General features: G+C 65.9%; 21 protein-coding genes. 8 read left to right on the forward strand and 13 right to left on the reverse strand.

Features of this window, described 5'->3' with window-relative positions:
- The first annotated feature begins 6 nt into the window (after positions 1-6).
- Positions 7-156 carry a hypothetical protein gene (locus ACQR03_RS25450; protein WP_315753383.1) on the forward strand — a complete coding sequence of 50 codons (150 nt, stop codon included), beginning with the start codon at positions 7-9 and terminating at the stop codon, positions 154-156.
- Here the strand turns inward: ACQR03_RS25450 and ACQR03_RS25455 are convergent.
- From ACQR03_RS25455 to ACQR03_RS25495, 9 genes are all read right to left on the reverse strand, one after another.
- A complete protein-coding gene (locus tag ACQR03_RS25455) occupies positions 143-736 on the reverse strand; it encodes a 3-keto-disaccharide hydrolase (RefSeq protein WP_315753381.1) in 594 nt (197 codons plus the stop codon). The two genes, ACQR03_RS25450 and ACQR03_RS25455, sit on opposite strands and share 14 nt — an antisense overlap.
- Before the next feature lie 103 nt (positions 737-839).
- A complete protein-coding gene (locus tag ACQR03_RS25460) occupies positions 840-1,700 on the reverse strand; it encodes a D-amino-acid transaminase (protein ID WP_315753379.1) in 861 nt (286 codons plus the stop codon).
- Between the two features lie 151 nt (positions 1,701-1,851).
- On the reverse strand, positions 1,852-2,583 hold the full coding sequence (locus ACQR03_RS25465) for an amino acid ABC transporter ATP-binding protein (RefSeq protein WP_315753377.1): 732 nt from the start codon (positions 2,581-2,583) through the stop codon (positions 1,852-1,854).
- A 9-nt stretch (positions 2,584-2,592) separates the two neighbouring features.
- Positions 2,593-3,285 carry an amino acid ABC transporter permease gene (locus ACQR03_RS25470; RefSeq protein WP_315736525.1) on the reverse strand — a complete coding sequence of 231 codons (693 nt, stop codon included), beginning with the start codon at positions 3,283-3,285 and terminating at the stop codon, positions 2,593-2,595.
- Between the two features lies 1 nt (position 3,286).
- A complete protein-coding gene (locus tag ACQR03_RS25475) occupies positions 3,287-4,018 on the reverse strand; it encodes an amino acid ABC transporter permease (RefSeq protein ID WP_434841664.1) in 732 nt (243 codons plus the stop codon).
- Between the two features lie 203 nt (positions 4,019-4,221).
- On the reverse strand, positions 4,222-5,136 hold the full coding sequence (locus ACQR03_RS25480) for an amino acid ABC transporter substrate-binding protein (RefSeq protein ID WP_315753374.1): 915 nt from the start codon (positions 5,134-5,136) through the stop codon (positions 4,222-4,224).
- Positions 5,137-5,544: 408 nt separating this feature from the next.
- A complete protein-coding gene (locus ACQR03_RS25485) occupies positions 5,545-6,927 on the reverse strand; it encodes a M20 family metallopeptidase (protein WP_316193616.1) in 1,383 nt (460 codons plus the stop codon).
- A gap of 861 nt (positions 6,928-7,788) precedes the next feature.
- Entirely contained in the window at positions 7,789-9,453 is a 1,665-nt protein-coding gene (locus tag ACQR03_RS25490; RefSeq protein ID WP_316193614.1) for a thiamine pyrophosphate-binding protein, read from the reverse strand.
- Between the two features lie 149 nt (positions 9,454-9,602).
- A complete protein-coding gene (locus ACQR03_RS25495; protein WP_316171335.1) occupies positions 9,603-10,727 on the reverse strand; it encodes an alkene reductase in 1,125 nt (374 codons plus the stop codon).
- Between the two features lie 100 nt (positions 10,728-10,827).
- Here ACQR03_RS25495 and ACQR03_RS25500 point away from each other — a divergent pair, with 100 nt between their 5' ends.
- The 3 genes from ACQR03_RS25500 (at position 10,828) to ACQR03_RS25510 (ending at position 14,231) form a co-directional block, all read left to right on the forward strand.
- Positions 10,828-11,217 (forward strand): winged helix-turn-helix domain-containing protein, encoded by a 390-nt coding sequence (locus ACQR03_RS25500; protein WP_316171334.1) that lies wholly within the window; start codon positions 10,828-10,830, stop codon positions 11,215-11,217.
- Positions 11,218-11,368: 151 nt separating this feature from the next.
- Positions 11,369-12,220, forward strand: coding sequence for an SDR family NAD(P)-dependent oxidoreductase (locus ACQR03_RS25505; RefSeq protein WP_316171333.1), 852 nt, complete (start codon positions 11,369-11,371; stop codon positions 12,218-12,220).
- Between the two features lie 532 nt (positions 12,221-12,752).
- The gene (locus tag ACQR03_RS25510; RefSeq protein ID WP_316184231.1) at positions 12,753-14,231 is read left to right on the forward strand and encodes a hypothetical protein; all 1,479 of its coding nucleotides are present in this window, start codon (positions 12,753-12,755) and stop codon (positions 14,229-14,231) included.
- Here ACQR03_RS25510 and ACQR03_RS25515 read toward each other — a convergent pair.
- From ACQR03_RS25515 to ACQR03_RS25530, 4 genes are all read right to left on the reverse strand, one after another.
- Complete coding sequence (locus tag ACQR03_RS25515) at positions 14,158-15,432, reverse strand: hypothetical protein (protein ID WP_315825419.1); 1,275 nt, start codon at positions 15,430-15,432, stop codon at positions 14,158-14,160. The genes ACQR03_RS25510 and ACQR03_RS25515 overlap by 74 nt on opposite strands.
- On the reverse strand, positions 15,429-16,433 hold the full coding sequence (locus tag ACQR03_RS25520) for a hypothetical protein (protein WP_315825420.1): 1,005 nt from the start codon (positions 16,431-16,433) through the stop codon (positions 15,429-15,431). Before ACQR03_RS25520 ends, ACQR03_RS25515 begins: the two co-directional genes overlap by 4 nt.
- 334 nt (positions 16,434-16,767) lie before the next feature.
- Entirely contained in the window at positions 16,768-17,043 is a 276-nt protein-coding gene (locus ACQR03_RS25525) for a YiaA/YiaB family inner membrane protein (protein ID WP_315716622.1), read from the reverse strand.
- Between the two features lie 55 nt (positions 17,044-17,098).
- Positions 17,099-17,797, reverse strand: a complete 699-nt coding sequence (locus ACQR03_RS25530) for a PspA/IM30 family protein (RefSeq protein ID WP_316184235.1) — start codon at positions 17,795-17,797, stop codon at positions 17,099-17,101.
- A gap of 103 nt (positions 17,798-17,900) precedes the next feature.
- Between ACQR03_RS25530 and ACQR03_RS25535 the strand changes: the two genes are divergently transcribed.
- From ACQR03_RS25535 to ACQR03_RS25550, 4 genes are all read left to right on the forward strand, one after another.
- Positions 17,901-18,518, forward strand: coding sequence for a TetR/AcrR family transcriptional regulator (locus tag ACQR03_RS25535; RefSeq protein WP_315716620.1), 618 nt, complete (start codon positions 17,901-17,903; stop codon positions 18,516-18,518).
- A 386-nt stretch (positions 18,519-18,904) separates the two neighbouring features.
- Positions 18,905-20,539, forward strand: a complete 1,635-nt coding sequence (locus tag ACQR03_RS25540) for an ABC transporter substrate-binding protein (protein WP_434841663.1) — start codon at positions 18,905-18,907, stop codon at positions 20,537-20,539.
- 264 nt (positions 20,540-20,803) lie between these two features.
- Positions 20,804-21,844 (forward strand): tryptophan--tRNA ligase, encoded by a 1,041-nt coding sequence (gene trpS / locus ACQR03_RS25545; protein WP_316201655.1) that lies wholly within the window; start codon positions 20,804-20,806, stop codon positions 21,842-21,844.
- A 191-nt stretch (positions 21,845-22,035) separates the two neighbouring features.
- Positions 22,036-22,785, forward strand: coding sequence for a Crp/Fnr family transcriptional regulator (locus tag ACQR03_RS25550; protein WP_315810740.1), 750 nt, complete (start codon positions 22,036-22,038; stop codon positions 22,783-22,785).
- Positions 22,786-22,821: the final 36 nt, after the last annotated feature.

Genomic DNA, 22,821 nt, shown 5'->3' on the forward strand with positions numbered 1-22,821 from the left:
TCTGCAATGCCCGCCATGCTCGAACTGGTGACGCTGGCCCGGTTGGCCCGCCATCCCCTGCAGATGATAGCGCGCCGCTGGTACTGCAAGAGCCTCTACCGCGCCAGCCGCGGCCAGCGCCGCTGCCCGGAATGCACGGCCGCTACAGCGGCTTGATCTGCACCTTCCTGAACTTCACGACGCCCGAGCCGTACTGCAGGGCGATCGGTCCCGCCGCGTGCTTGCTGTCGTCGACATCGGCGGTCTTCTCGCCGTTGAGGATCACGGTCAGCCGCGTGCCCTTGGCGGTGATCTCATAGGTATTCCACTTGCCGCCGGCCTTCGGCATCGGATCGACCTTGGACACGTCGACGATCGCGCCGGTGCCGTATTTCGGATCGGGCCGCTTGTCGAAGATGTTGACCTCGTAGCAGATGTTGGAGTCGATCTTCGCCGACTGGTCGCAGCGGATGAAGATGCCGCTGTTGGCGGCGTCATCGACCCAGAACTCGGCCTTGATCTGGAAGTCCTTGTAGCTCTCCTTGGTCACCAGATACGATGGATCCTTGCCATCGAGCTTGTCGGCCGACAGCGCGCCGTCCTTCATCTCCCAATTGGCCTTGCCGACCTCGGTGAAGTCGGCCTTGGTCGTGGAGTCGACCAGGGTCACCCAGCCGTCATCGGCCAATGCCGCTCCCGTCATGCCTGCGCCCGCAATCAATAGTCCGGCCGCGAGCCCTCTCAAGCGATACCGCATCGAAACTCCTCCCTGATTTCTGTTTCGTTCGTCGCCACGATAGCAAAGCGCCGGACAATGCAAACGGGTTTCGATGCTGCACCTGCTCTATCGTCTCCTCCAACTACACCGCCGTGGCGCGCGCAAAATCGACATAGATCTCGCGCAGCCGCGCCGCCACCGGTCCCGGCTTGCCGTCGCCGACGGGCTTGCCGTCGATCGTGACCACCGGCTGCACGAACGAGCTCGCGCTGGTGATGAAGGCTTCCTTCGCCGCGAGCGCCTCCTCCACCGTGAACAGCCGCTCCTCGACCTTGAGCTGGCGCTCCTCGGCGAGCTTCACCACGGCCTTGCGGGTGCAGCCCGGCAGGATCGCGTTCGAGTTCGGCCGCGTCACGATGACGTCGTCCTTGGTCAGGATGAAGGCCGAGGACGAGCCGCCCTCGGTGACATGACCGTCCTCGACCATCCACGCCTCGCCGGCCCCGGCCGCGGCGGCCGCCTGCTTCGCGAGCACCTGCGCCAGCAGCGCCACGCTCTTGATGTCGCGGCGCGCCCAGCGGATGTCGGGCACGGTGATGACGCCAATTCCCGTCTTCGCCGAGGGCGCATTGATGATGTCCTTGGCGGTGACGAACATCACCAAGGTCGGCTTGACGTCGCCCTTGGGAAACGGGAAGTCGCGGCCCTTGTCGGCGCCGCGCGTCACCTGCAGATAGACCATACCCTGGTCGAGCCGGTTGCGTGCGACCAGCTCCTTCTGCAACTCCTCGATCCGCGCCACGCTCTCCGGCAGCGCCAGCCCGATCTCGCCGACCGAGCGCTCCAGGCGGGCAAGATGCGGGGCACTGTCGACCAGCTTGCCATCGAGCACCGCCGCCACTTCGTAGATGCCGTCGGCAAACAGGAAGCCGCGATCGAGGACCGAGACCTTGGCCTCGGACAGGGGCACGAAGGCGCCGTTGACGTAAGCGATCGGGTCCAAGGATGTGTCTCCATTCTCATCTGCGCACGCAAAGCCATCTGCGTACACCAATTGTTACTCTCGCCGTCATTCGGGGGCGATGCGCAGCATCGAACCCGGAATCTCGAGATTCCGGGTTCGCCCTGCGGGCGCCCCGGAATTACTCACCGGACTAATGCGACAGGATTTTCGACAGGAACTGCTGCGCGCGCTCGCTGCGCGGCTGGCCGAAGAACTCCTCCTTCTTGGCGTCCTCGACGATCTCGCCGCGGTCCATGAAGATGACGCGGTGGGCGACCTTCCTGGCGAAGCCCATCTCGTGGGTCACGACCATCATGGTCATGCCCTCGCGGGCGAGATCAACCATGACATCGAGCACCTCGCTGATCATCTCCGGATCGAGCGCCGAAGTCGGCTCGTCGAACAGCATCGCGATCGGATCCATGGCGAGCGCACGTGCGATCGCCACGCGCTGCTGCTGGCCGCCGGAGAGCTGCGCCGGAAACTTCTGCGCCTGCTCCTTGAGACCGACGCGATCCAGGAGCTTCATGCCCTTCGCGGTCGCTTCCTCATGGCCACGACCCAGCACCTTCTGCTGGGCGAGGCAGAGGTTGTCGATGATCTTGAGATGCGGAAACAGCTCGAAGTGCTGGAACACCATGCCGACCCGCGAGCGCAGCTTCGGCAGGTTGGTCTTGGAATCATTGACCTTGAGGCCGTCGATCGTGATCACGCCGTCTTGGAACGGCTCCAGCGCGTTGACGCATTTGATCAGGGTCGACTTGCCGGAGCCGGAGGGGCCGCAGACCACCACCACCTCGCCCTTGGCGACCGAGGTCGTGCAGTCCTTCAGCACCTGGAAGCTCGGGCTGTACCATTTGTTGACGTGGCTGATTTCGATCATGGGAGCCGACTATCTGATGATGGAGATGCGCGACTGCAGGCGGCGGACGCCGTAGGACGCGACACAGGAGATGGTGAAGTAGACCAGGGCCGCGAACAGGTACATCTCGACCAGGCGGCCGTCGCGCTGGGCGACTTTCGAAGCAGCGCCGAGGAAGTCCGGAATCGAGAGCACGTAGACCAGCGACGTGTCCTGGAACAGCACGATGGTCTGGGTCAGCAGCACCGGCAGCATGTTGCGGAACGCCTGCGGCAACACGACGTAGCGCATGGTCTGCGCATAGGTCAGGCCGAGCGCCGAGGCCGCGGCCGGCTGGCCGCGCGAGATCGACTGGATGCCGGCGCGCATGATCTCGGAGAAATAGGCCGCCTCGAACAGGATGAAGGTGATCAGGGAGGACGCGAACGCGCCGACCTTGATCGGCCGCGACGAGCCGGTGATCCACTGCCCGATATAGGGCACCAAGAAGTAGAACCAGAAGATCACCAGAACCAGCGGCAGCGAGCGCATGAAGTCGACATAGAGCCCGGCGATAAAGCCCATCACCCGATAGCCGGACAGCCGCATCAGCGCGATCAGGGTGCCGAACACAAGACCGCCCGTCGCCGACAGCGCCGTCAAGGTCAGCGTGAAGGTCATGCCGTCGATGAAAAGATAGCTCAGCGAGCGGCGGATGACGTCGAAATCGAAATTGGCCAGCATCTCATTTGCCCGTGATGTAGCCAGGGACCGCCACCGCGCGCTCCAGGAGCCGCATGCCGATCACGACGATGACGTTGATGACGAGATACATCAAGGTGGCGGCGCTGAAGGCCTCGAACACCTGGAACGAGAATTCCTGCATGGCGCGCGCAGCGCCCGTCAGTTCGATCAGACCGATCGTGATTGCGACGGCGCTGTTCTTGACCGTGTTGAGAAATTCGGACGTCAGCGGCGGCAGGATGATGCGGAAAGCCATCGGCAGCAGCACGTAGCGGTAGGCCTGCAAGGTGGTGAGGCCGAGCGCGGTCGCCGCCAGCTTCTGGCCGCGCGGCAGCGAGCCGATGCCGGCCGCCAATTGCACGGCGACACGCGCCGACATGAACAGGCCGATGCCGATGGCCGCCGTATAGAATGGCGCATTGGGCATCTGCTTCAGCCACAGGCCGATCGTGGGCGGCAACAGCTCCGGCAGCACGAAGAACCACAGGAACAGCTGCACCAAAAGCGGCATGTTGCGGAAGAACTCGACATAGGCGAAGGCGATCCAGGTCGCCAGCTTGGACGGCAAGCTGCGCAGGATGCCGACGATCGTGCCGCAGATCAGCGCGATCACCCAGGCCGACAGCGAGGTCACGATGGTGACCTTCAGCCCCGCCAGCAGCATGTCGAAATAGGTGCCGGCCCCGGTCGGGTTCGGCTCCAGGAAGATGTGCCAGTTCCAGGTGTAGTTCACGGGGACATCCTGAGAGGGAATTAGCTCGCAAGTCGCATTACACAGTCTTTGCCAAAAACTCGCTGCGCTCCCTCCCCCCTTGCGGGGGAGGGTCGGGGTGGGGGGTCCACACGGGCAGTCTTTCCTGAGACCCCCACCCCCGACCCCTCCCCGCAAGGGGGAGGGGGGCGCATCGAATTCGGCGCGAGAGCTGCGGCCTCACGTTACGGCTTGTACGAATCCGGATCCGGCGAGTCCGACGGCTTGGCGAACTCGGCCTTCAGTTCGGCCGACAGCGGGGTGTTGAGGTTCAGGCCCTTCGGCGGGATCTTCTGCATGAACCATTTGTCATACAGCTTGGCGCCCTCGCCGCTGGTGTAGATCTTGGCGGTCGCCGCATCGACCACCTTCTTGAACTGCGGATCGTCCTTGCGCAGCATGATGCCGTAGGGCTCGGGCTTCGAGAACGCGTCCTTGGAGACGACATAGGCGGCCGGATCCTTGGAGCCGGCGACGAGGCTCGCCAGAAGAATGTCGTCCATCACGAAGGCGACGGCGCGATCGGTCTCCACCATCAGGAAGGCCTCGGCATGATCCTTGGCCGGAATAATGTTGATGCCGAGGTTGCGCGCGGCATTGGCCTCGGTCAACTGCTTGATGTTGGTGGTGCCGGCGGTCGACACGACCGATTTCCCCTTCAGATCGTCGATCGAGTTGATCTTGCTCGCCTTCTTCGAGACGTAGCGGCTCGCCGTCAGGAAGTGGGTGTTGGTGAAGGAGATCTGCTTCTGGCGCTCGGCATTGTTGGTGGTCGAGCCGCATTCCAGATCGATGGTGCCGTTGGCGAGCAGCGGGATGCGGGTCGACGACGTCACCGGGTTGAGCTTCACATCGAGCTTGTCGAGCTTGAGCTCCTTCTTCACGGCATCGACGATGCCCATGCAGATGTCGATGGCAAAGCCGATCGGCTTCTGATTGTCGTCGAGATAGGAGAACGGGATCGAGGAGTCGCGGACGCCGAGCGTAATGGTGCCGGTCTCCTTGATGTTCTTCAGGGTCCCCGTCAGGTCCTCGGCCTGCACCTGGCCGGCGCAGAGCGCGGCGGCGACGGCAAGACCGAATAGGCGAAGCTGCTTCATAACTGATCTCCTCAATCCGGCTGATCGCCGGATGCTTGCATAAACCACAGCGAACTCAAAATGGCCCCCGCCCCCGGACGATCTCCGGCCGGACGAGCGCGGGCACCATAGACCGCCCCGCGGCGGGACGTCCTCGGACGATTGCGACAAATTGCCTGTCCCGCGTCCCCTTCGACAAGACGTCCGGGCTGAAACGGCAGCGCCGAACGTTGGGATGGTAAACTACGAGGGGCTCGCAGGCCCCGCGACCAGACGAAAGTTGCAGGCGGGTTCCCGCACGCGGCAATGCAACCGCACGGCACACGGACCTCATGGTTCGAGACGCGCCGCGCCCACCTTCCGTCTTCCTGGCCGGCGCGCGCTCCTCACCAGACGCCAGGCGATGTGTGCTCATGCCTCCTTCTCGGCTCACAGCGGCTTCCGCAATTCACCAAGATCCCAGAACAGCCCGGCCATCAGGCCGAGCGCCTCGTCCGTGACATCCAGCAGGATGTGCTCATCCGGCGCGTGCTGCGAGCAGCCCGGGTAGGAATGCGGCACCCACATGGTCGGCATCTTCAACACGTCGGCAAACACGTCATTGGGCAGCGAGCCGCCGAAGTTCGGCAGCACCGCGGGCGCCTTGCCGGTGCTCATCTTGATGGACTCCGCGGCCCATTTGATCCAGGGGCTGTCGATGTCGGCGCGCGAGGCCGCGAAGCCTTGCGTCATGCTGACCTCGACCATCGGGAAGCCGTGCGCGACGAGATGGCTCCTCACGTCCTCCACGATGCTGTCGACCTTGGTGCCGACCACGAAGCGCAGCTGCAGCACGGCGCGGGCGCGGCCGGGGATCGCATTCGCCGGCTTGTCGATATTGCCGGAGGAGATCGCGAGCACCTCGAGCGTATTCCAGGCATAGAGCCGCTCCGCCGGCGTCAGCCCCTCCTCGCCCCAATGGTCCGACAGCGCCGGCTCGTCGGCGGTCGGCTCCACCTTCACGTCGGCGAGGATGGCGCGGATGGCATTGGTGAGGCGCGGCGGCTTCAAGGTATCGAGCTTGATACGGCCATGGCCGTCGACCAGCGTGGAAATGGCATTGGCAAGGATGGTCGCGGGATTGGCGAGCACGCCGCCCCAATTGCCGGAATGGTTGCCGCCCTCGCGCAGGTTGACGTCGAGATGCAACCGGATGCCGCCACGGCAGCCGAGAAAGATGGTGGGGCGTGCGGTCGATAGCCGCGGGCCGTCCGAGCCGATGAAGACGTCGGCCTTCAAGGCGTCGCGATGCAGATCGGCCACCCTGGCGAGATCGGGCGAGCCGATCTCCTCGCCCATCTCCATGATGAACTTGGCATTGAAGCCGAGCTTGCCGCCGCGGGCCTCGCGCACCGCGCGCAGCGCCGCCATGTTGATGCTGTGCTGGCCCTTGTTGTCGGCGGTGCCGCGGCCATAGAGACGATTGCCCGCTGGCGTCACCGCCCAGGGATCGCGGCCGTCGCGCCATTCGCCGGCCATGCCGTCGACGGTGTCGCCGTGGCCATAGCTGAGCATCGTCGGGGCGCTGTCGCTCTCGTGGTAGGTCGCGATCAGGAACGGCGACTTGCCGCTCGGCGAGGGCACGATCTCGGAGGAAAAGCCGAGCGCAGCAAAGGACGGCGTCAGCTCGTTGGTCAGATACGCCGCGAGGTCGTCCTTGCGCTCGGGATTGAGGCTCTCGGTGCGATAGGCGACCCGGCGGCCGAGCTCGACCAAGAAGTCACCGCTCGTCAGGCTCTGACGGGCACGGGCGATTGCATCAATCCTGGTCATGGCGCTTTTCCAGTCACAACGAAGGCGGCGTCATATCGGGATCGCGCGACGAGCGGAAGGGGCTGGGTTTGAATTCAGTGGGCAAGCGCACGCGTCTCGGATTTTGGAACTGCATGCCCGGGACCTGCCCCGACCGGCTGCATTGTCCCGACCTACGCGCTCTCGTTCTCGCGGTGCGGTCGCGCACCCGAGCTATTGGCGTGAACACCCTCGAAAGACGGAGGGCGCGGGGAATGCCGGGTGAAGGCCTCACCCATGGCCCGCCTGCAGAAAGAAAAGCAGGCGGCAGTCACCACAGGTTCAGCCGAGCATCCGGCATTCCCCGCGCGACGGTTTTCACGTGTATAGCGTGCTCTCCCCGGTGTCCGGCTTGATAGCCACCGTCATCGGCGGGATCATCACCCGCGACTTGGCACCAGCGTCGGGGTGCTAGGACCACACGCCTTTGCGTCCGCCAGATGCCGTTCGTCGGCGCGGGCTTCCCCACGCTGCGGCATGCCGACAGCCGTCGCCCCCACCTCGCGTGTCGTGACGATCGCGATGCGCCCCTCCGTATGAGGCGGGATTTCGGAAATAAAGCATATCTTCGGGTATTCGTAAAGCGATTTCTTTAGCGGCTGCTCATGAAGTCGTCATTCCGGGGCATCCGAGTGCGGGGTGGCGCAGCCGCCCTGCAACTCGGATGAGCCCGGAATCCATAACCACAAGCTATTGTGAGGAGAAACGGATGGTCATGACCAGTTCGCGTCACAACATCCGCCTGTGGCTATGGATTCCGGGCTCACGCGGGTCGTAGACCCGCGTGCCCCGGAATGACGACTGTGGTCGTGGATGGACCGCCCCTCTGAGCTTGACGCCTGCTCAGTTCACCGCGTTGCTCACCATCACCTCGATCAGCTTCGCGCCCGGCCGCCGGAAGGCCTCCGATAACACCGACTTCAGCTCGCGCGGATCACTGACACGCAGCGACTCACAGCCGAGCGACTTGGCCAATCCCGCAAAATCCACCTGCGGATCGACAAAATCCATGCCGATATAGTTGTCGTCACCGTGGAACGACAGCAGCCGCTGCTTGATGATGCGGTAGCCGCCATTGTTGACGATGACGACCGACAGCGGCAGCTTGTGATGCGCCGCGGTCCACAGCGCCTGGATCGAATACATCGCGCTGCCGTCACCGGAGTAGCAGACCACGGGGCGATCGGGATTGGCGAGGCTGACGCCGACCGAGGCCGGCAGGCCCCAGCCGATGCCCCCCGAGGCGAGCGCGTGATAGTTGTAGCGGTCGCGATACGGCCACAGCGCCGTCATGTAGCGCGCCGAGGTCAGGCCCTCGTCGACCATGATGCCGTGCTCCGGCATGGCCTCGGCGACCTGCAGCGCCAGGTAGTCCGGATCGATCGGCGTCCGCTCGCGCGCCGCTTCGATCTGCGCGGCCAGCTTGCGCCGCCGCGCGCTCCAGTTCTTCGAGGACAATTCGGCCACGCGCTCCTGCGCACGCGCCTGCAGGGCCGCGCCGCCGAGCTCGCGCAAGAGCGGCGTGAGCTGAAGCAGCGTCTCGCGAACGTCGGCCTTCAGCGCGATCTCGGCACCGAAATTCTTTCCCAGCTCCCAATCGACGAGGCCGATCTGCACGATCGGCAAGCCCTCGGGCAGCGGCTCGATCTCGCTGTGCACGGACATCCGCAAGGGATCGGCGCCGAGCACGATGAGAAGATCGTGTGGCGCGAGCAGGTCGCGGACCTGCTGCTGCGCGCGCGACAATGAGCCGATGTAGCAGGGATGCTCGGACAGAAAATGCGCGCCATAGGGCGCGGACTGCTGATGCACGGGAGCGCCGATCGCCGACGCGAACTCGGCCGCCTCCCGCAGCGCATCGCTCTTGACGACCTCGTCGCCGGTGATGACCACCGGCCGCTGCGCCTTGAGAATGCGCTGCGCCAGCCCCTGCAAAGCGTCCGCGGCCGGCAACACGCGCGCATCGACCCGGGTGGAACGGCCGAGCTCGATGCCGGCTTCGGCATTGAGGATATCGCCGGGCAGCGAGATGAAGACGGGACCGGTCGGCGGCGTGGTCGCCACCTTGGCGGCGCGCCTGATGATGCGCGGCAGGTCCTCCAGCCTCGTCGCCTCGACCGCCCATTTCACCAGCGGCTCGGCCATCCGCACCAGCGGGCCGTAGAGCAATGGCTCCATCAGGCCGTGGCCCTGCTCCTGCTGGCCGGCGGTGAGGATCATCGGCGTCCCGGTGAACTGCGCATTGTAGAGCGCGCCCATGGCGTTGCCGAGACCCGGCGCGACGTGGACGTTGCAGGCGACGAGGCGTCCCGAGGCGCGACTGAAGCCGTCGGCGATCGCCACCACCAGGCTCTCCTGCATCGCCATGACGTAGGTGAGATCGGGATGATCCTTCAGCGCATGCATGATCGGTAATTCGGTGGTGCCGGGATTGCCGAACAGATGAGTGATGCCCTCGTCCTTGAGCAGCGTGAGGAAGGCCGAGCGTCCGGTGATGCGGTTCTTCATTCAGGTTTCCTCCGAGCAACGCGGCCTCAGTATGCGGGCGAGCTCTCTCTCCGTCATTGCGAGCGAAGCGAAGCAATCCAGGGCGGCGTACGCGACTCTGGATTGCTTCGTCGCTGCGCTCCTCGCAATGACGGTGGAGAGAGCGCGGACTACACCTTCGCCATCTCCTGATACACCGGATAGTCCGTGTAGCCCTTCTCCTCGCCGCCGTAGAAGGTCGGGCGGTGATAGGGCGTCAGCGGCCAGCCGTGCTGCAGCCGGGCGGGCAGGTCCGGGTTGGAGATGAAGGTGCGGCCGAAGGCGATGGCGTCGGCGAGGCCGGCCCGGATCGCGGCGTCGGCCGGCTCGCCCGTGAAGCCGCCGGCGCCGATCAGGACGCCCTTCCACACCGGCCGGAACAGAGCGATGGCCGACGGCACGTTCTGCCAGTTGACGTCGGCGCGGCCGGCGCCGGAGGAGCGCGGCTCGATCAGATGCAGATAGGCGATGCCGAGCTTGTTGAGCGCCTCGATCGCGTAGGTATAGAGCGGCATCGGCTCGGCCTCGCCGGAGCCATTGGCGATGCCATAGGGCGACAGCCGCACGCCGACCTTGTCGGCGCCGCAGGCGGCGATCACGGCCTCGGTCACCTCGAGCAGGAAGCGGCAGCGGTTCGCGATTGCGCCGCCGTAGCGGTCGGTGCGCTGGTTGCTGCGGGTCTGCAGGAACTGCTCGATCAGGTAACCGTTCGCACCGTGCACCTCGACGCCGTCGAAGCCGGCGGCCATCGCATTGCGCGCGGCTTGGCCATAGGCGGCGACAAGCGCGGGGATCTCGTCGGTGTCGAGCGCACGCGGCGTCTCGTAAGCTGCGCCTTTGCCCTCCGCCGTCATCGCCTTGAGATCGTCGCCGATCGCGATCGCCGACGGCGCCACCGGCAGCACGCCGCCGGGCTGGAACGAGGAGTGCGAGACGCGGCCGACGTGCCAGAGCTGCAGGAAGATGAATCCGCCCTTGGCATGCACGGCGTCGACGACCTGCTTCCAGCCGGCGATCTGCACCGCGCTGTAGATGCCCGGCACGTTCGGGCTGCCGGTGCCGGTCGGCAGCACCGGCGAGGCCTCGGCGATGATCAGGCCGCCCGGCGTCGCGCGCTGCGCATAATACTCGACGTTGAGCGGCCGCGGCGCGAGCGTCTCCCTTGCGGCGCGCATGCGGGTCAACGGCGCCATCACGACGCGGTGCTTGAGGCGATAAGGACCGATCGTGAGTGGTGAAAACAGCGCAGGCAGCATTTCGTCCCCAGATGTCGTTGCGATTGTCGATTTGGATCATCTTGTTCGCAAAACATGATGGTGGCAATGTCCGCCCCACGTCAGTACGAGCAGACCCTCCATGCCGAAAGCGAACGCCCTGCCCTCGCTCAGCCTGCGCATCGATCTCGATGACGGCGGCCGGATCGGGCCGGGCAAGATCGCGCTGCTGGAGAACATCGCGCGACACGGCTCGATCTCTGCGGCCGGGCGCGCGATGGACATGTCCTACAAGCGGGCCTGGGACCTCGTCGACGAGATCAACCGGGTGTGCCGGCAGCCGGCGGTGGCGCGCCAGACCGGCGGCCGCAATGGCGGTGGCGCGGCGCTGACGGCGTTCGGCACGCAGTTGGTCGAACGTTACCGGCGCATCGAGCGTGACGCAGCTGACGCCGTGAGGAAGGATCTCGCCGCGCTGCGCAGCGACATCGAGAAGCCAAGGAAGACCCGCGGGGCCAGGGCCGCGTCGTAAGCCGGTTCCAGCCGACGCGATGCATCCGCGACCGGACTGATGCGCCTCGCGTTGCAGCCGCAAAAAACCGTCTTGCCGTCAGCCGGATGATCTTGCGGCCGCGCCAAGACGTCATACACCAGCATCTCGTCGTCATGCCGGAGAACCTGCCGTGTCTCACCCTGCCTTGTCCGCCGACCACACCGCCGTCGTCACCGGAGGCGCCTCCGGCATCGGGCTCGCCGCCGCCACGCGCTTCGCAGAGCGCGGCATGAACGTCTGCATCGCCGATGTCGACGAGGCCCGGCTGCGCGACGCCGCCGCCAGGCTTGCGGCTGCGGCCAAGCGTGGCGAGGCTGCGGTCATGACCGCCACGGTCGATGTGAGCCACCGGGACAGCGTGGTCGCGCTCGAAACGGCGGTGCGGCAGCGCTTCGGCGCGATCGACGTGCTGATGAACAATGCCGGCATCCAGCCGGGCAGCAAGATGCTTGCCGACGACAATTGGCAGCGCATCCTCGACGTCAATCTGTGGGGCATCATCCACGGCGCGCAGGTGTTCGCAGCCAACATGATCGCGCAGAGCAAGCCGGCGCTGATCATCAATACCGGCTCCAAGCAGGGCATCACCACGCCGCCCGGCGATCCCGCCTACAACGTCTCGAAGGCCGGCGTGAAGGCGTTCACCGAGGCGCTGCAGCACGAGCTGCGCAACACGCCCGGCTGCCAGGTGACGGCGCATCTGTTCATTCCGGGCTTCGTGTTCACGCCGCTGACGGCGAATGGCCGCGTCGAGAAGCCGGCCGCCGCCTGGACGCCGGAGCAGACGGTCGACTTCATGCTGGAGCGCGTCGCGGCCGGCGACTTCTACGTGCTGTGCCCTGACAACGACGTGCCGCGCGCGCTGGACGAGCGGCGCATCCTGTGGGCGGCCGGCGACATCGTCGAGAACCGGCCGCCGCTGTCGCGCTGGCATGCCGACTACGCCGACGCATTCGCCGCGTTCGTAAAGAAATCGCCATGATCCGGCCACATCGGAGCGGCGGCGCGTAGCTGCTCCCGGTCTCATCACAAGTTCCCGGACGCGTCGGATCGTCGCAAGGCGGTCCGCGTGCGCTCGGAACGTCTACCATCGACCGAATCGCTACGGTCGAACGCTCTTGCAACTCACTGATTTGCCGCGGGCGCGACATCGTCGCTGAGAGCCGGCTCCCGAAGCGCGCCTCGACCGTCAAGCGGTGAGATGTCGCAGCTCTGCGGGAGCACCACCCGTACGCCGCACGACAATCTGACGCAGACGCATTCCACAATCCCTGCGCGAAGCAGCCACGAAGCAGGCAGCAGATGGCCCTCATCATCCGCACCCGCGTCAGCCGCGCCGCATTGCTTCGGCTCATCCGCAGTGGTGCGCAGCTTTGGGGAGTACGTCGGACATGTCGCGCCATCACCGTCACCATCACGACAGTCACCACGGTCACCATCATCACAGCGACCACCACCACCACCATCATCATCACGATCATCACTGCCAGCCGGCTCCTGCGCCGATGCCTCCGATGCCTCCGACGCCGCCCACACCCACGCCGCCGACGCCCGCGCTCGGCTTTGCCGATCTCGGCGTCGTCTTCAACGACGCGACGCGCTTTCTCGAAGGCGGGCTGTGGCGCAACGTGGTCGAGGAAGGCGGCCAGGGGCTTGGCAGCGTCTACAACTACACCGGCGATCTCACCGTGATTCAGGATGGTCTGAAGGCGATGGTTGCCGCCGGCCAGTTCACCGGGCAGACGCTCACCAACATCAACAAGATCCTCGCCGACATCACGGTCGCGCAGGATGCCGCGATGGCTTCGGTGACCGGCGGCGGCGCGTTCGGCAGCATCGCCGCCGCGGAGACCGCGCTGCGCAACGCGCACCTCGACATCCTCAACGTCGTCAACAACGATCCGAACCTTGCGGGCAATGCGACCAACGCCGACGGCGTCACCGGCTTCCTGCAGGCGCCGGCGCTGCTGCCCGAAGGCGTGACGGCCGCAACCGCCGCCAAGGGCACGCTGGCCGAGCTCGGCCTGATCTTCAACGACGCCGCCAACCGGCTGATCGGCGGCGTGAACGAAAGCAACGTCGACGTCATCCAGGACGATGTCGACGCGCTGATCGCCGGCCTCAATGCGCTGGTCGCCGCCAATCCGCTGCAGTTCGGAGGCCTGACCGGCGTGCACGCGCTCGCCATCATCGACCAGCTCGCGCTCGTCAACACCCACATCAACGGCGCGGCCGGCAATGTCGACATCGGCCGCGCGCTGAACGACGACTTCCTCGACATCATCGACATCGTCGCCGGCGACACCAATCTCGCCAACATGGCGCAGCAGAACGGCCTGAACGGCTGGAGCGGCTTCGGCGGCTTCCTCAACCCGACGCCGGCCTATCAGGACAACCAGGCACAGACCGATTTCTGGGCCATGTTCATCGCCCAGTCGAACGCGCTCGGCAAGGCTGCGATCGCGGCCGTCAATTCCGGCGACGCCGCCGCGATGGCGCAGGTCACCGCCGACCTGATGACCTTCAAGAAGGACGTCACCGATTTCGACGCGGCGCAGGGCGGCATCTTCCAGGCCCGCTTCGACAACGAGCTGCTCGGCGACCAGAGCACGCTCGGCGCCGAGATCGCCAAGATCCTGGAGGGTTTCCAGGCCGGCAACAAGGCGCTGGTCGCCGCGGCCGCCGACCAGATGCACCAGAACGCAGCCGATGTCGGCGGCAACAACATCCCGGTCAATGGCGGCGCCTACAATGTCGACGGCACCACGATCGGCCAGGTGCTGGCGACCACCGGCGGCGGCAACAGTGCCGACGCCGCCGCGCTGCTGGCCGCGGTCACCAGCGCGCCCGCCTCGAACGTGATCATGCTTCCCAGCGCCGCGCCGGCAGCACAGGCCAGCGCCGCTCCGCCAACCCTGGTCATGGACGGTCCGATGATGGAGGGGCCGATGATGGAGATGTCACAGCATCAGCATCATCACATGTGGGCGTGATCACCTGTCGCTCGGGCGCCTGCACCAGCAGGCGCCTGACGAGCGCGAGCGCGGTTTCCGTGGCCGGATCGGCCGAGATCACGGAGACCGCGAGCACGATGAGGTCGACCGGCTGGTGCGACAGCACGATCACATGCGTCGCATGCCGCGCATCCATCAGCGCCACCATGCGCTCGACGGCGGGGTCGGTGGCCGCCCGCCGCCACGGCGCATCGGCCCGGCGCAGCACGCGGCTTGACGCGAGAAAGTCGCGCAGGAGCGGCGGATCATAGGCGGTCAGCTCAACCTCGCGACAGCGGCGTGCGCTTTCGAAGACCGGCTGGCGCGTGAGCTCGGCGATCAGTTCGTCGCGCGTCGCCGCGATCGACGCCCCGATCGAGTCGAGCACGCCCGGCTCGCGGGCTTGCAGCATCGCGCGCAAGGCATCGCCGATCAGCCCGATCGTGAGCACGCCGGCCACCGCGACCGCGCAGAAACGCATCAGTTGCGCCGCATCGACGTCCGGCGACAGCGCGGCCGCGGCAGCGCCGAGCAGGGCGGCGCCGAGGATCCGCAACAATGTCAGCAGCCCGCCCTGACGCTGCGTCTCCGCGCTGGCGCCGGCGATCAGGATCGCGGTCACCGCCAGCAGCGCGCCCAATGCACCGAGCCGCACCGGCATGCTCGGCGCCAGCACGCGGAAATCGGTGATGATGAAGGGGATGACCATGATGGCGCCGGAGGCGACGCGATCGATGGCGCGGTTCTCCCAGGCCAGCAGGCTCGCGCGGTCGCGGCGAAGCAGCAGCCAGGCGCAGGTCGCAAAGCCTGCGAGCTGAAAGGCTGACAGCACGACCGTGTGGTGGCTTTCGAACTCGACCGGACCGAGCGCGCCGGCGAGCGCGAGCACCACGCCGCCGGCCAGCGCGATCGCCTTGAGCGCGCGATGCGCGTGTCGGCGCAGCAGACCTTCCGTCACCACCAGCGCGCCGAGCGGGATCAGCGCCGCCGGAATCAGCGAGATGCGGTCGAGAAAAGCACTGTCCATCCACCATGCGATGCCGCGCAACAGGAACAGCGAGGCGACCAGCGCGAGCAGAGCGACGAGCCGCGCCGTCAGCGGTCCATGGGAATCGCGCCGGTGCAGCATCGCCGCGGCAACCGCGAGACCGATCGCGCCGCAGAGATTGACGACGGAGTCGGCAACGATGCCGGCCGTCATGGCGTGGGCTCGCCGGTCGGCAGGCGCGGACGCAGCGTGCCGAACGTCCTGGTGTCGTCGAGCCAATGCGCCAGCGGCAGGATCATCCGCTGCAGCGCCAGCACGGCCGAGGTCGCCAGCAGCGCCGGCAGCGAGCCGGAGGGGATCTCGCGCAGCAGATAGCGCCGGGCGGCAGCGAGATCGATGCGCCCGAGCTGCAGCAGGTCGTCGCCCCTGGTGTAGTCCAGCTCGCGCGCGCAGAAGCCGTTGTAGACGGCGTCGCGATGTTTCGGCGCATCGTCATACGTCTTCTTCAGCGCATCCGAGCCGCCGGTATAGGCGTTGGTGATGACGAAGCGCTGTTCGTCGAACCCGGCTTCGCCGCCGACGCCGAACACCGCGCGATGCGCCCGCATGATGCCGCGCGCGAGTTGAAGATGCGCAAAGCTCTGTCGGGCCTGCGGCAGCGGCGACGGATAGACGTCGGAAAAGGTCTCGCAGACCATGCCGGCCACCGCCGGCACCTGCGTGACGTTGGAGATCCATTTCGGCCGCAGCCCGTCGCGGACGAACAGCAGCAGCGTCGTGAGGCCGTAGAGCACGCCGGACAGGCCTTTGCCACGCGCTTCCGGATCGACCATGACCAATCCGAGATGGATCACCTGCTGGCTGTCGCCATCGCGCTCGACCTGCATCACCGCAAGCGCATTGAAGGCGATCGGCCGGCCGCCCGCCTCCTCCGACACCACGGTGATGATGGCGCGCGCGAGCGGCTCGCGCGCTCCGGAGAAGATGCCGTAGGTGAGCTCGCCGGCGGGCAGCGTCTTGCCGGCAATGGTGCGGAGATCGGCCACGAGCGCCGCCAGCGCCGCATCGTCCAGGGTCGTGCCCGGGCTCTCGACGATGCGCGTGCGCAACTCCGCATGGGTGCGTAGCGACAGGTCCATCGCCTCCTGGCCGAGCGCGGTCAGCCAGAAGCCGATGCTGCGTCGGATACGCCCCACTGCTGCGACGATGTTCATGCCTCAACCTAGCACGGCGTGATCAGAAGCGGCGCAGCCGGGATCGCGGCCGCCCTCGCCGCCTTATGCCCTGGTGCTGTTAATTCACGATAACGACGCGGGACGGAGCGTGAGCGAGGGTAAATGCAGGTTGAACGACGTGAGCGGCGGACGCCTTCGCGCCCACCGCCTGCCGGCGCTGTCTCGCCGAAGTCGGAGCTTGCCCCGCAAACTTCCCCTCGCCCCGATTGCATCTTCGATGCAATCCGGCCTCTCCCCGCATCCGCCTTCGCTCGTCGAGCTACGGTGGACAAGAGCGGGGAGAGGCGAAGAGAGCGAGACGACTGCGGCCGCCCTAAGCTGCCTTCGAAACCTCCATCAGCAGGCGCTCGGCGCGAGCGTCCTCGATGCGGTTGACGAGCTTGCCGCTCTCGTGGCGGTCGCGCAGCGTCTTGGTGAGGGTGACGCAGGTCTGCACCAGCATGACGATGCCCATCGTCAGATAGCCCTTCATCCAGAGATCGATCGGCATGAAGAAGACGCCGAGAGCGACGAGGAAGGCGGAGGCGGCGAACGAGGCGTAGGAGAAGGTGATGAAGGCGCTGCTGTGCGGCTGGGTGTTCTGGTTCATGGTCGGCTCCTATGATGACGTGGTTGTTGATGCGTTCGATCGGTCGTGACGAAAATCAGTTCGCCGGTGCGGCGCGGCCGGCCTTCAGCCGCGCCAGCACGTCGTCGGCAGTGGTCTTGATGCGTGGGCCAAAGCCCTGCTCGGCGAGCTTCTCGGCCGTGGTGATCGGCCCCGTCGCGGCATCGAGCTCCATGAGCGCCTCGTCGGCGGCCTGCGCCTCGATCTGCCGCTCCCGCAGCCGTTTCAGCGTCGCTTCGGCCTCGGGCAGCGTGCACTCGTAAGGACGCGCCGCCTCGATGCCGCCGCGGCGCAGATTGCGCACGGCCTCGGAGGCGCGCGCAATCCGCCGGCCGCGATCGAGCTCGGCAATGCGCGCCTCGGCGTTGGCGACATGTTTCTTCAGCCTGGTGATCTCGGTCGCGAACAGCGCCCGCGCCGTCCGCGCCGCGTCACGCTCGGCCTCGAGGCCGGCGATCGCCTGCGCCGCCTCGCGGGCCAGATCCTCGCGGCCGCCGTCGAGCGCTGCGGTGGCGCGCACCTCGAGATCGGTGATCCGCGCCAAGGTCGCCTCGAGCCGCTTGCCCTCCTGCTGGTCCTGCGCAATGGCCAGCGCCAGCGCGCGCTTGCTGCGATCGACGGCGGCGGCGGCGTCACGCAGCTGCTGATCCAGGATCACCAGCGCGGTCCGGTCCTGCAGCTCCTCCTCCGCGACGGCCACGGTGCCCCGAAACAGCGTGAGAACGGTCTTGAACATTGTGAACTCCCTGTTATGAGCATCGCTCATGACGTTTCTTCTAGCGCAATCATGAGCGGCGCTCAAGAATTATTTTGAGCATCGCTCAATATTTTGGTTAACAATGTCCAAGACACTGGAAAGACGTGCGAAACAGCGCGAAGCCTTGATCGAGGCCGCCGAGCGGATGATCCGGACGCGGGGTCTCGCGGGTCTGAAGACGCGCGATCTCGCCCAGGAGATCGGCGTCGCCAATGGCGCGGTCTACAATCTCGTCGCCGACGTCGACGAACTGGTGCTGATGGTCGGATCACGCACCTTGGCGCGGCTCGACGCCGACCTGTCCGCAGCCGAGAGCGCGGGCCCTCCCGGCCCCGAGGCTGCGCTGGTGCGCATCGCGATCGCCTATTGCGACTTCGCCGCCCACAATCTCGAGCTCTGGCGCGCGCTGTTCGAGCACCGCATGCCGCCCGAGAAGCCGCTGCCCGACTGGGCGATCGCCGACCAGATGCACCTGTTCCGTCACATCCACCAGCCACTGGCGGCGTTGTTTCCACGGCGCTCTTTCGACGACATCAGCGTCACCGCGCGCAGCCTGTTCTCGGCCGTCCACGGCATGGTCGCGCTCGGCTTGGAGCAGAAGCTGATCGCTGTGCCGCTCGCGGCCTTGCGCGCGCAGATCGCGACCATGGTGAAGGCGATGGTGACGGGACTGGTGGCGGAGGAGACGACCGGCCGGTGACGCGGAGCTCGGCGTCGGGCGCAGCGTCATCGGATGCTGATGCCAACAACCAGTCCGACTGCTTCACGGCACTTCTCTCCTGCTTGCTGTCAGAGCCAATTTGCTGCCATGGCGGCGCGGCTCCCTCCTTGTTCAGCTGGAATTGACGGCGAGAACAAACAACCGCCCCATTGCTTCGCAGTATCATGCCGACGTTCGGACTTGTTCCAGACAACATGTCTGGAACTGCCGTTCCACCGACGCTCGACGACGAGTGTTAGTTCGTGTGACATGTGCAGATCTCGGCGCATGGCCACGCTCATCCGGCCGGCAGAACCTGCAGCGTATGCCGCGCGATCCAGAAAAAACTCCAACGAGTCCATGACGCGCGAGCCAAGGGGAAAATCGTGAGACATCTGCGTGCGCCCAATGACGACCGCGATCCGCCATTCCCGTCCGGCTACGACGACGGCCGGCGTCCGCTGTATGAACAACCGTGGCGCGACGAGCACGATCGGCCTACCCCTGCTGAATTCGCGTCCCGTTACGGCGTGCAGGAGGTTCCTCCGCCGCCACGGGAACGGCGTCTCCTCGGCGCGTTGAGCGTGATGGGGCTCGTGGCTGTTGCCGCGGGCGTGGCCGGCTTTGCAGCGACGAGACTTCCGACGCGGTGGACCGCTGCGCTCTCCGCCAAGAGCAGCGCGGCGGCGATAACGACGGCAACAGTCCCATCGCCGCCGGTCCAAGCCGCGCAGACCGTTGCGCCAGTCCAGGATACTCTCCGGACCGGAGCGCTCGCGAGCGCCGCTCCGGCGGTCGCGCCGGACCAGAACGTGCCGCTGAGGGAGGACGACCGTGTGCCGAAGTTCGACACGCGAGTGGCCAATGCCGCGTCGGCGCAGCCGACCAGCACGCGCGCCCCGGTCCAGGGCGTGACCGATACCGAAATCAGCTTCGGAATGGCGGCGCCGTTTTCAGGGCCGGCCAGGGAGATGGGCCGTCAACTCAAGCTCGGCATCGACCTCGCATTCGCTCAGGTCAACGAGGAAGGCGGTGTGCATGGCCGGCAGCTCAAGCTCTACACGGCCGACGATGCCTATGAGCCGACGCGGACGCTGAACGCGATGAAGGAGCTTTACGAGCAGCACAAGGTGTTCGGATTCGTCGAGAACTACGGCAGTCCGACGGCCCTGATCTCGGTGCCGTACGCGCTCGAGCATCATGCGCTGTATTTCGGCGCCTTCACCGGGGCTCCTTCGCTTCGCCGCGATCCGCCGGACCGCTACGTCTTCAACTACCGCGCCGGCTACGCCGAGGAAGCCCATGCGCTCGTGAACTATCTCGTCAAGATCCGCAAGCTGCGTCCGCAGGAGATCGGAGTTCTCACCCAGCAGGATGCCTATGGCGACGCGGGGTGGGAGGGCGTCAGCAGGGCGATGCACGGGCTGCGCGGCGGCGCGGGCGACGCCTTCCGCATGAGCTACAGCCGCAACACCGTCAATGTCGACGAGGCCATCGCGCAACTGCGCCGGCAGAAGCATGCGATCAAGGCGGTGGTGCTGGTCGCCACCTTTCGCGCCGCGGCCAAGTTCATCGAGAAGACCCGCGATCTCTATCCGGACATGACCTACGCGACGATCTCCGGCGTCGGCAGCACCGGCCTCGCCAGTGAGCTGATGGTGCTCGGCCCGCGCTATGCGGACGGCGTCATCTGCACCCAGGTCACGCCGGCGGTCGACGGCTACGCGTCCGTCACCCTGAACTACAAGAAGGCGCTCGACAGATATTTTCCGGGAGAGCCGGCGGATTACTCGTCCCTGGAAGCCTATCTCACGGCCAACATCCTGATCGAAGGGCTGCGCCGCGCCGGTCCCGCGGTGGACACGGAAACGCTGGTCGATGTCCTCGAATCGATGCAGAATTACGAGCTGGGCGTCGGATCGAAGGTGAGCTTCGGCCCCTCCGACCACCAGGCGCTGCACAAGGTCTGGGGCACGCAGCTCGACAAGACCGGCCAGTATCATGCGATTGATCTCGAATAGGCGGAATGGCTGAACTGGCCTGAGGCCGCGCTCTGCGCAGCGTGCCTGAGCGGGTTGCATTCATCGGCGGTTTCGGCCATATCGGTCGCATGATCAAGACTGGGACCTTGCACGCGAACACGTGGTGGCGCTCCATCTAGGAGCGGCACGGCCTCGTCATTCATTCGCCCGTCGCCGCCGTTCATCGGCCTGCGACGCGGTTCTTGTCATCAACAGCATCGAAGAGTTCGATCGAGCGGCGGTTCTCACTCCTGGAGAACCACGATGCCACTCTCAATGCCAGAACGTCCCGTCATCCTGACCGGCGACAGAACCACCGGCCCGCTGCACCTCGGCCACTATGTCGGCTCGCTGCAAAACCGCATCGCGCTGCAATCGACGCATCGGCAATTCCTGCTGCTGGCCGATGCCCAGGCGCTCACGGACCACGCCCACGATCCGGCCAAGGTGAGCCGGAACGTCCTGGAGATCGCGACCAACTATCTCGCCGTCGGCATCGATCCGGAGATGACGACCATCTGCCTGCAATCGCACCTGCCGGCGCTGGCCGATCTCACGCTGCTCTACATGAACTTCGTCACGGTGGCGCGGCTCGAGCGCAACCCGACCATCAAGGACGAGATCCAGGCGCGCGGCTTCGGCCGCGATATTCCGGCCGGCTTCCTGTGCTATCCCGTTGCGCAGGCCGCCGACATCACCGCCTTCAAGGCGACCATCGTGCCGGTCGGAGACGACCAGGCGCCGCTGATCGAGCAGACCAACGAGATCGTCCGCCGCATCAACCGCCAGGCGGGCACGGAAGTGCTCCCCGAGGCACGCGCACTGATCCCGAGCGTCGGACGCCTGCCTGGCGTGGACGGCAAGGCCAAGATGAGCAAATCACAGGGCAACACGATTCCGCTCTCCGCCACCGCGGACCAGATTCGCGATGCCGTCCGCCGCATGTTCACCGATCCCGGCCACGTCAGGGCCGCCGATCCGGGCCGCGTCGAAGGCAATGTCGTCTTCACCTATCTCGACGCGTTCGACGACGATCCTGCGGCGGTCGCGGACCTGAAGGCGCGCTACGTCCGCGGCGGCCTCGGCGACAGCGTCGTGAAGCAGCGACTTGATGACGTGCTGCAGGCCGTGGTCGCGCCGATCCGCGACCGGCGGGCGGCGTTTGCGCGTGATCCCGGCCACGTTCTCGAGATCGTCAGGCGCGGCACCCAACTGGCGCGCACCGTCACCGATGCGACCTTGCGTGACGTCCGCGAGGCCCTGGGCCTGTTCGCGCTGCATGAGCGGTGCGATGCTAATGCTTGATAACATGAATTAACTAATTCTCGCTCCGCTGCGTTACTGGAACACGAAGCGGCTGTGCGTGTCCCGTTGAAATAGACGCCGCGCTGTCAAGCGTCCGCGAAAGGCGCTATGCTGTGTTAGCGCCTGCCCAACCGTGATGCCGAGATCCGGCTTCGAAGTATCCAGCACTCGCGTTTCACCCGGGAGAACACATGGCGAAGCGACCCATCGTAAAGCCGCAGACGGCCGCAAAGCCGCCGCCAAGGAAGCAGGCTTTCGATCCGGCGGTGTTCCTCAAGACCGAAGGCCCAGGCCGGACGATCGGGAAATACCGAAAGGACCAGCAGATCTTTTCCCAGGGCGGCCCCGCCGATGTGCTGTTCTATATCATCACCGGCACGGTCAAGATCGTCGTCCATTCCGAGCAGGGCAAGGAGGCGGTCATCGCGCTGCTCGGGCAGGACGACTTTTTCGGCGAAGGCTGCCTGGCCGGCCAGTCTCATCGGCTGTCGGCGGCGTCGGCCATCACGGACAGCGAAATCCTGCGGATCACCAAATCGGCCGCGCTGAGCGCCCTGCGTGAGCAGCCGGCGTTCTCCGAGATCTTCGTTTCGCACATTCTCGCCCGCACGATCCGCGTCGAGGCCGATCTCATCGATCAGCTGTTCAATTCGAGCGAAAAGCGCCTTGCGCGGGCGCTACTGCTGCTGGCCAATTTCGGCAATGACGGCAAGCCGCAGCGGGTCATCGCGAAGGTCAGCCAGGAGATGCTGGCCGACATGATCGGCACCACCCGCTCGCGCGTCAGTCACTTCATGAACAAGTTCCGCAAGCTGGGCTTCATCGACTACAACGGCCACCTCGAGATCAACAGCTCCCTGCTGAACGTCGTCCTGCACGATCAGCCGCATATCGCAGGCGACAAGTCGGTCGGAGGCAAAGGTCCGCTGAAGAGCTTGTGACCGGGCATCGCGAGATCGAGCTGGGGCCGCCCTGCT

The sequence above is a fragment of the Bradyrhizobium sp. HKCCYLS3070 genome (assembly GCF_051167575.1).
Taxonomy (GTDB): domain Bacteria; phylum Pseudomonadota; class Alphaproteobacteria; order Rhizobiales; family Xanthobacteraceae; genus Bradyrhizobium.

Excerpts from the sequence above, each read along its gene's own strand:
- ACQR03_RS25535 (WP_315716620.1), top strand. The coding sequence starts at position 17,901 with ATGTCCAAGACACTGGAAAGACGTGCGAAACAGCGCGAAGCCTTGATC.
- ACQR03_RS25490 (WP_316193614.1), bottom strand. The coding sequence starts at position 9,453 with ATGAAGAACCGCATCACCGGACGCTCGGCCTTCCTCACGCTGCTCAAG.
- ACQR03_RS25465 (WP_315753377.1), bottom strand. The coding sequence starts at position 2,583 with ATGATCGAAATCAGCCACGTCAACAAATGGTACAGCCCGAGCTTCCAG.
- ACQR03_RS25520 (WP_315825420.1), bottom strand. The coding sequence starts at position 16,433 with ATGAACATCGTCGCAGCAGTGGGGCGTATCCGACGCAGCATCGGCTTC.
- ACQR03_RS25470 (WP_315736525.1), bottom strand. The coding sequence starts at position 3,285 with ATGCTGGCCAATTTCGATTTCGACGTCATCCGCCGCTCGCTGAGCTAT.
- ACQR03_RS25495 (WP_316171335.1), bottom strand. The coding sequence starts at position 10,727 with ATGCTGCCTGCGCTGTTTTCACCACTCACGATCGGTCCTTATCGCCTC.
- ACQR03_RS25510 (WP_316184231.1), top strand. The coding sequence starts at position 12,753 with ATGCCTCCGACGCCGCCCACACCCACGCCGCCGACGCCCGCGCTCGGC.
- ACQR03_RS25530 (WP_316184235.1), bottom strand. The coding sequence starts at position 17,797 with ATGTTCAAGACCGTTCTCACGCTGTTTCGGGGCACCGTGGCCGTCGCG.
- ACQR03_RS25515 (WP_315825419.1), bottom strand. The coding sequence starts at position 15,432 with ATGACGGCCGGCATCGTTGCCGACTCCGTCGTCAATCTCTGCGGCGCG.
- ACQR03_RS25500 (WP_316171334.1), top strand. The coding sequence starts at position 10,828 with ATGCCGAAAGCGAACGCCCTGCCCTCGCTCAGCCTGCGCATCGATCTC.
- ACQR03_RS25480 (WP_315753374.1), bottom strand. The coding sequence starts at position 5,136 with ATGAAGCAGCTTCGCCTATTCGGTCTTGCCGTCGCCGCCGCGCTCTGC.
- trpS (WP_316201655.1), top strand. The coding sequence starts at position 20,804 with ATGCCACTCTCAATGCCAGAACGTCCCGTCATCCTGACCGGCGACAGA.
- ACQR03_RS25455 (WP_315753381.1), bottom strand. The coding sequence starts at position 736 with ATGCGGTATCGCTTGAGAGGGCTCGCGGCCGGACTATTGATTGCGGGC.
- ACQR03_RS25525 (WP_315716622.1), bottom strand. The coding sequence starts at position 17,043 with ATGAACCAGAACACCCAGCCGCACAGCAGCGCCTTCATCACCTTCTCC.
- ACQR03_RS25450 (WP_315753383.1), top strand. The coding sequence starts at position 7 with ATGCCCGCCATGCTCGAACTGGTGACGCTGGCCCGGTTGGCCCGCCAT.
- ACQR03_RS25550 (WP_315810740.1), top strand. The coding sequence starts at position 22,036 with ATGGCGAAGCGACCCATCGTAAAGCCGCAGACGGCCGCAAAGCCGCCG.
- ACQR03_RS25485 (WP_316193616.1), bottom strand. The coding sequence starts at position 6,927 with ATGACCAGGATTGATGCAATCGCCCGTGCCCGTCAGAGCCTGACGAGC.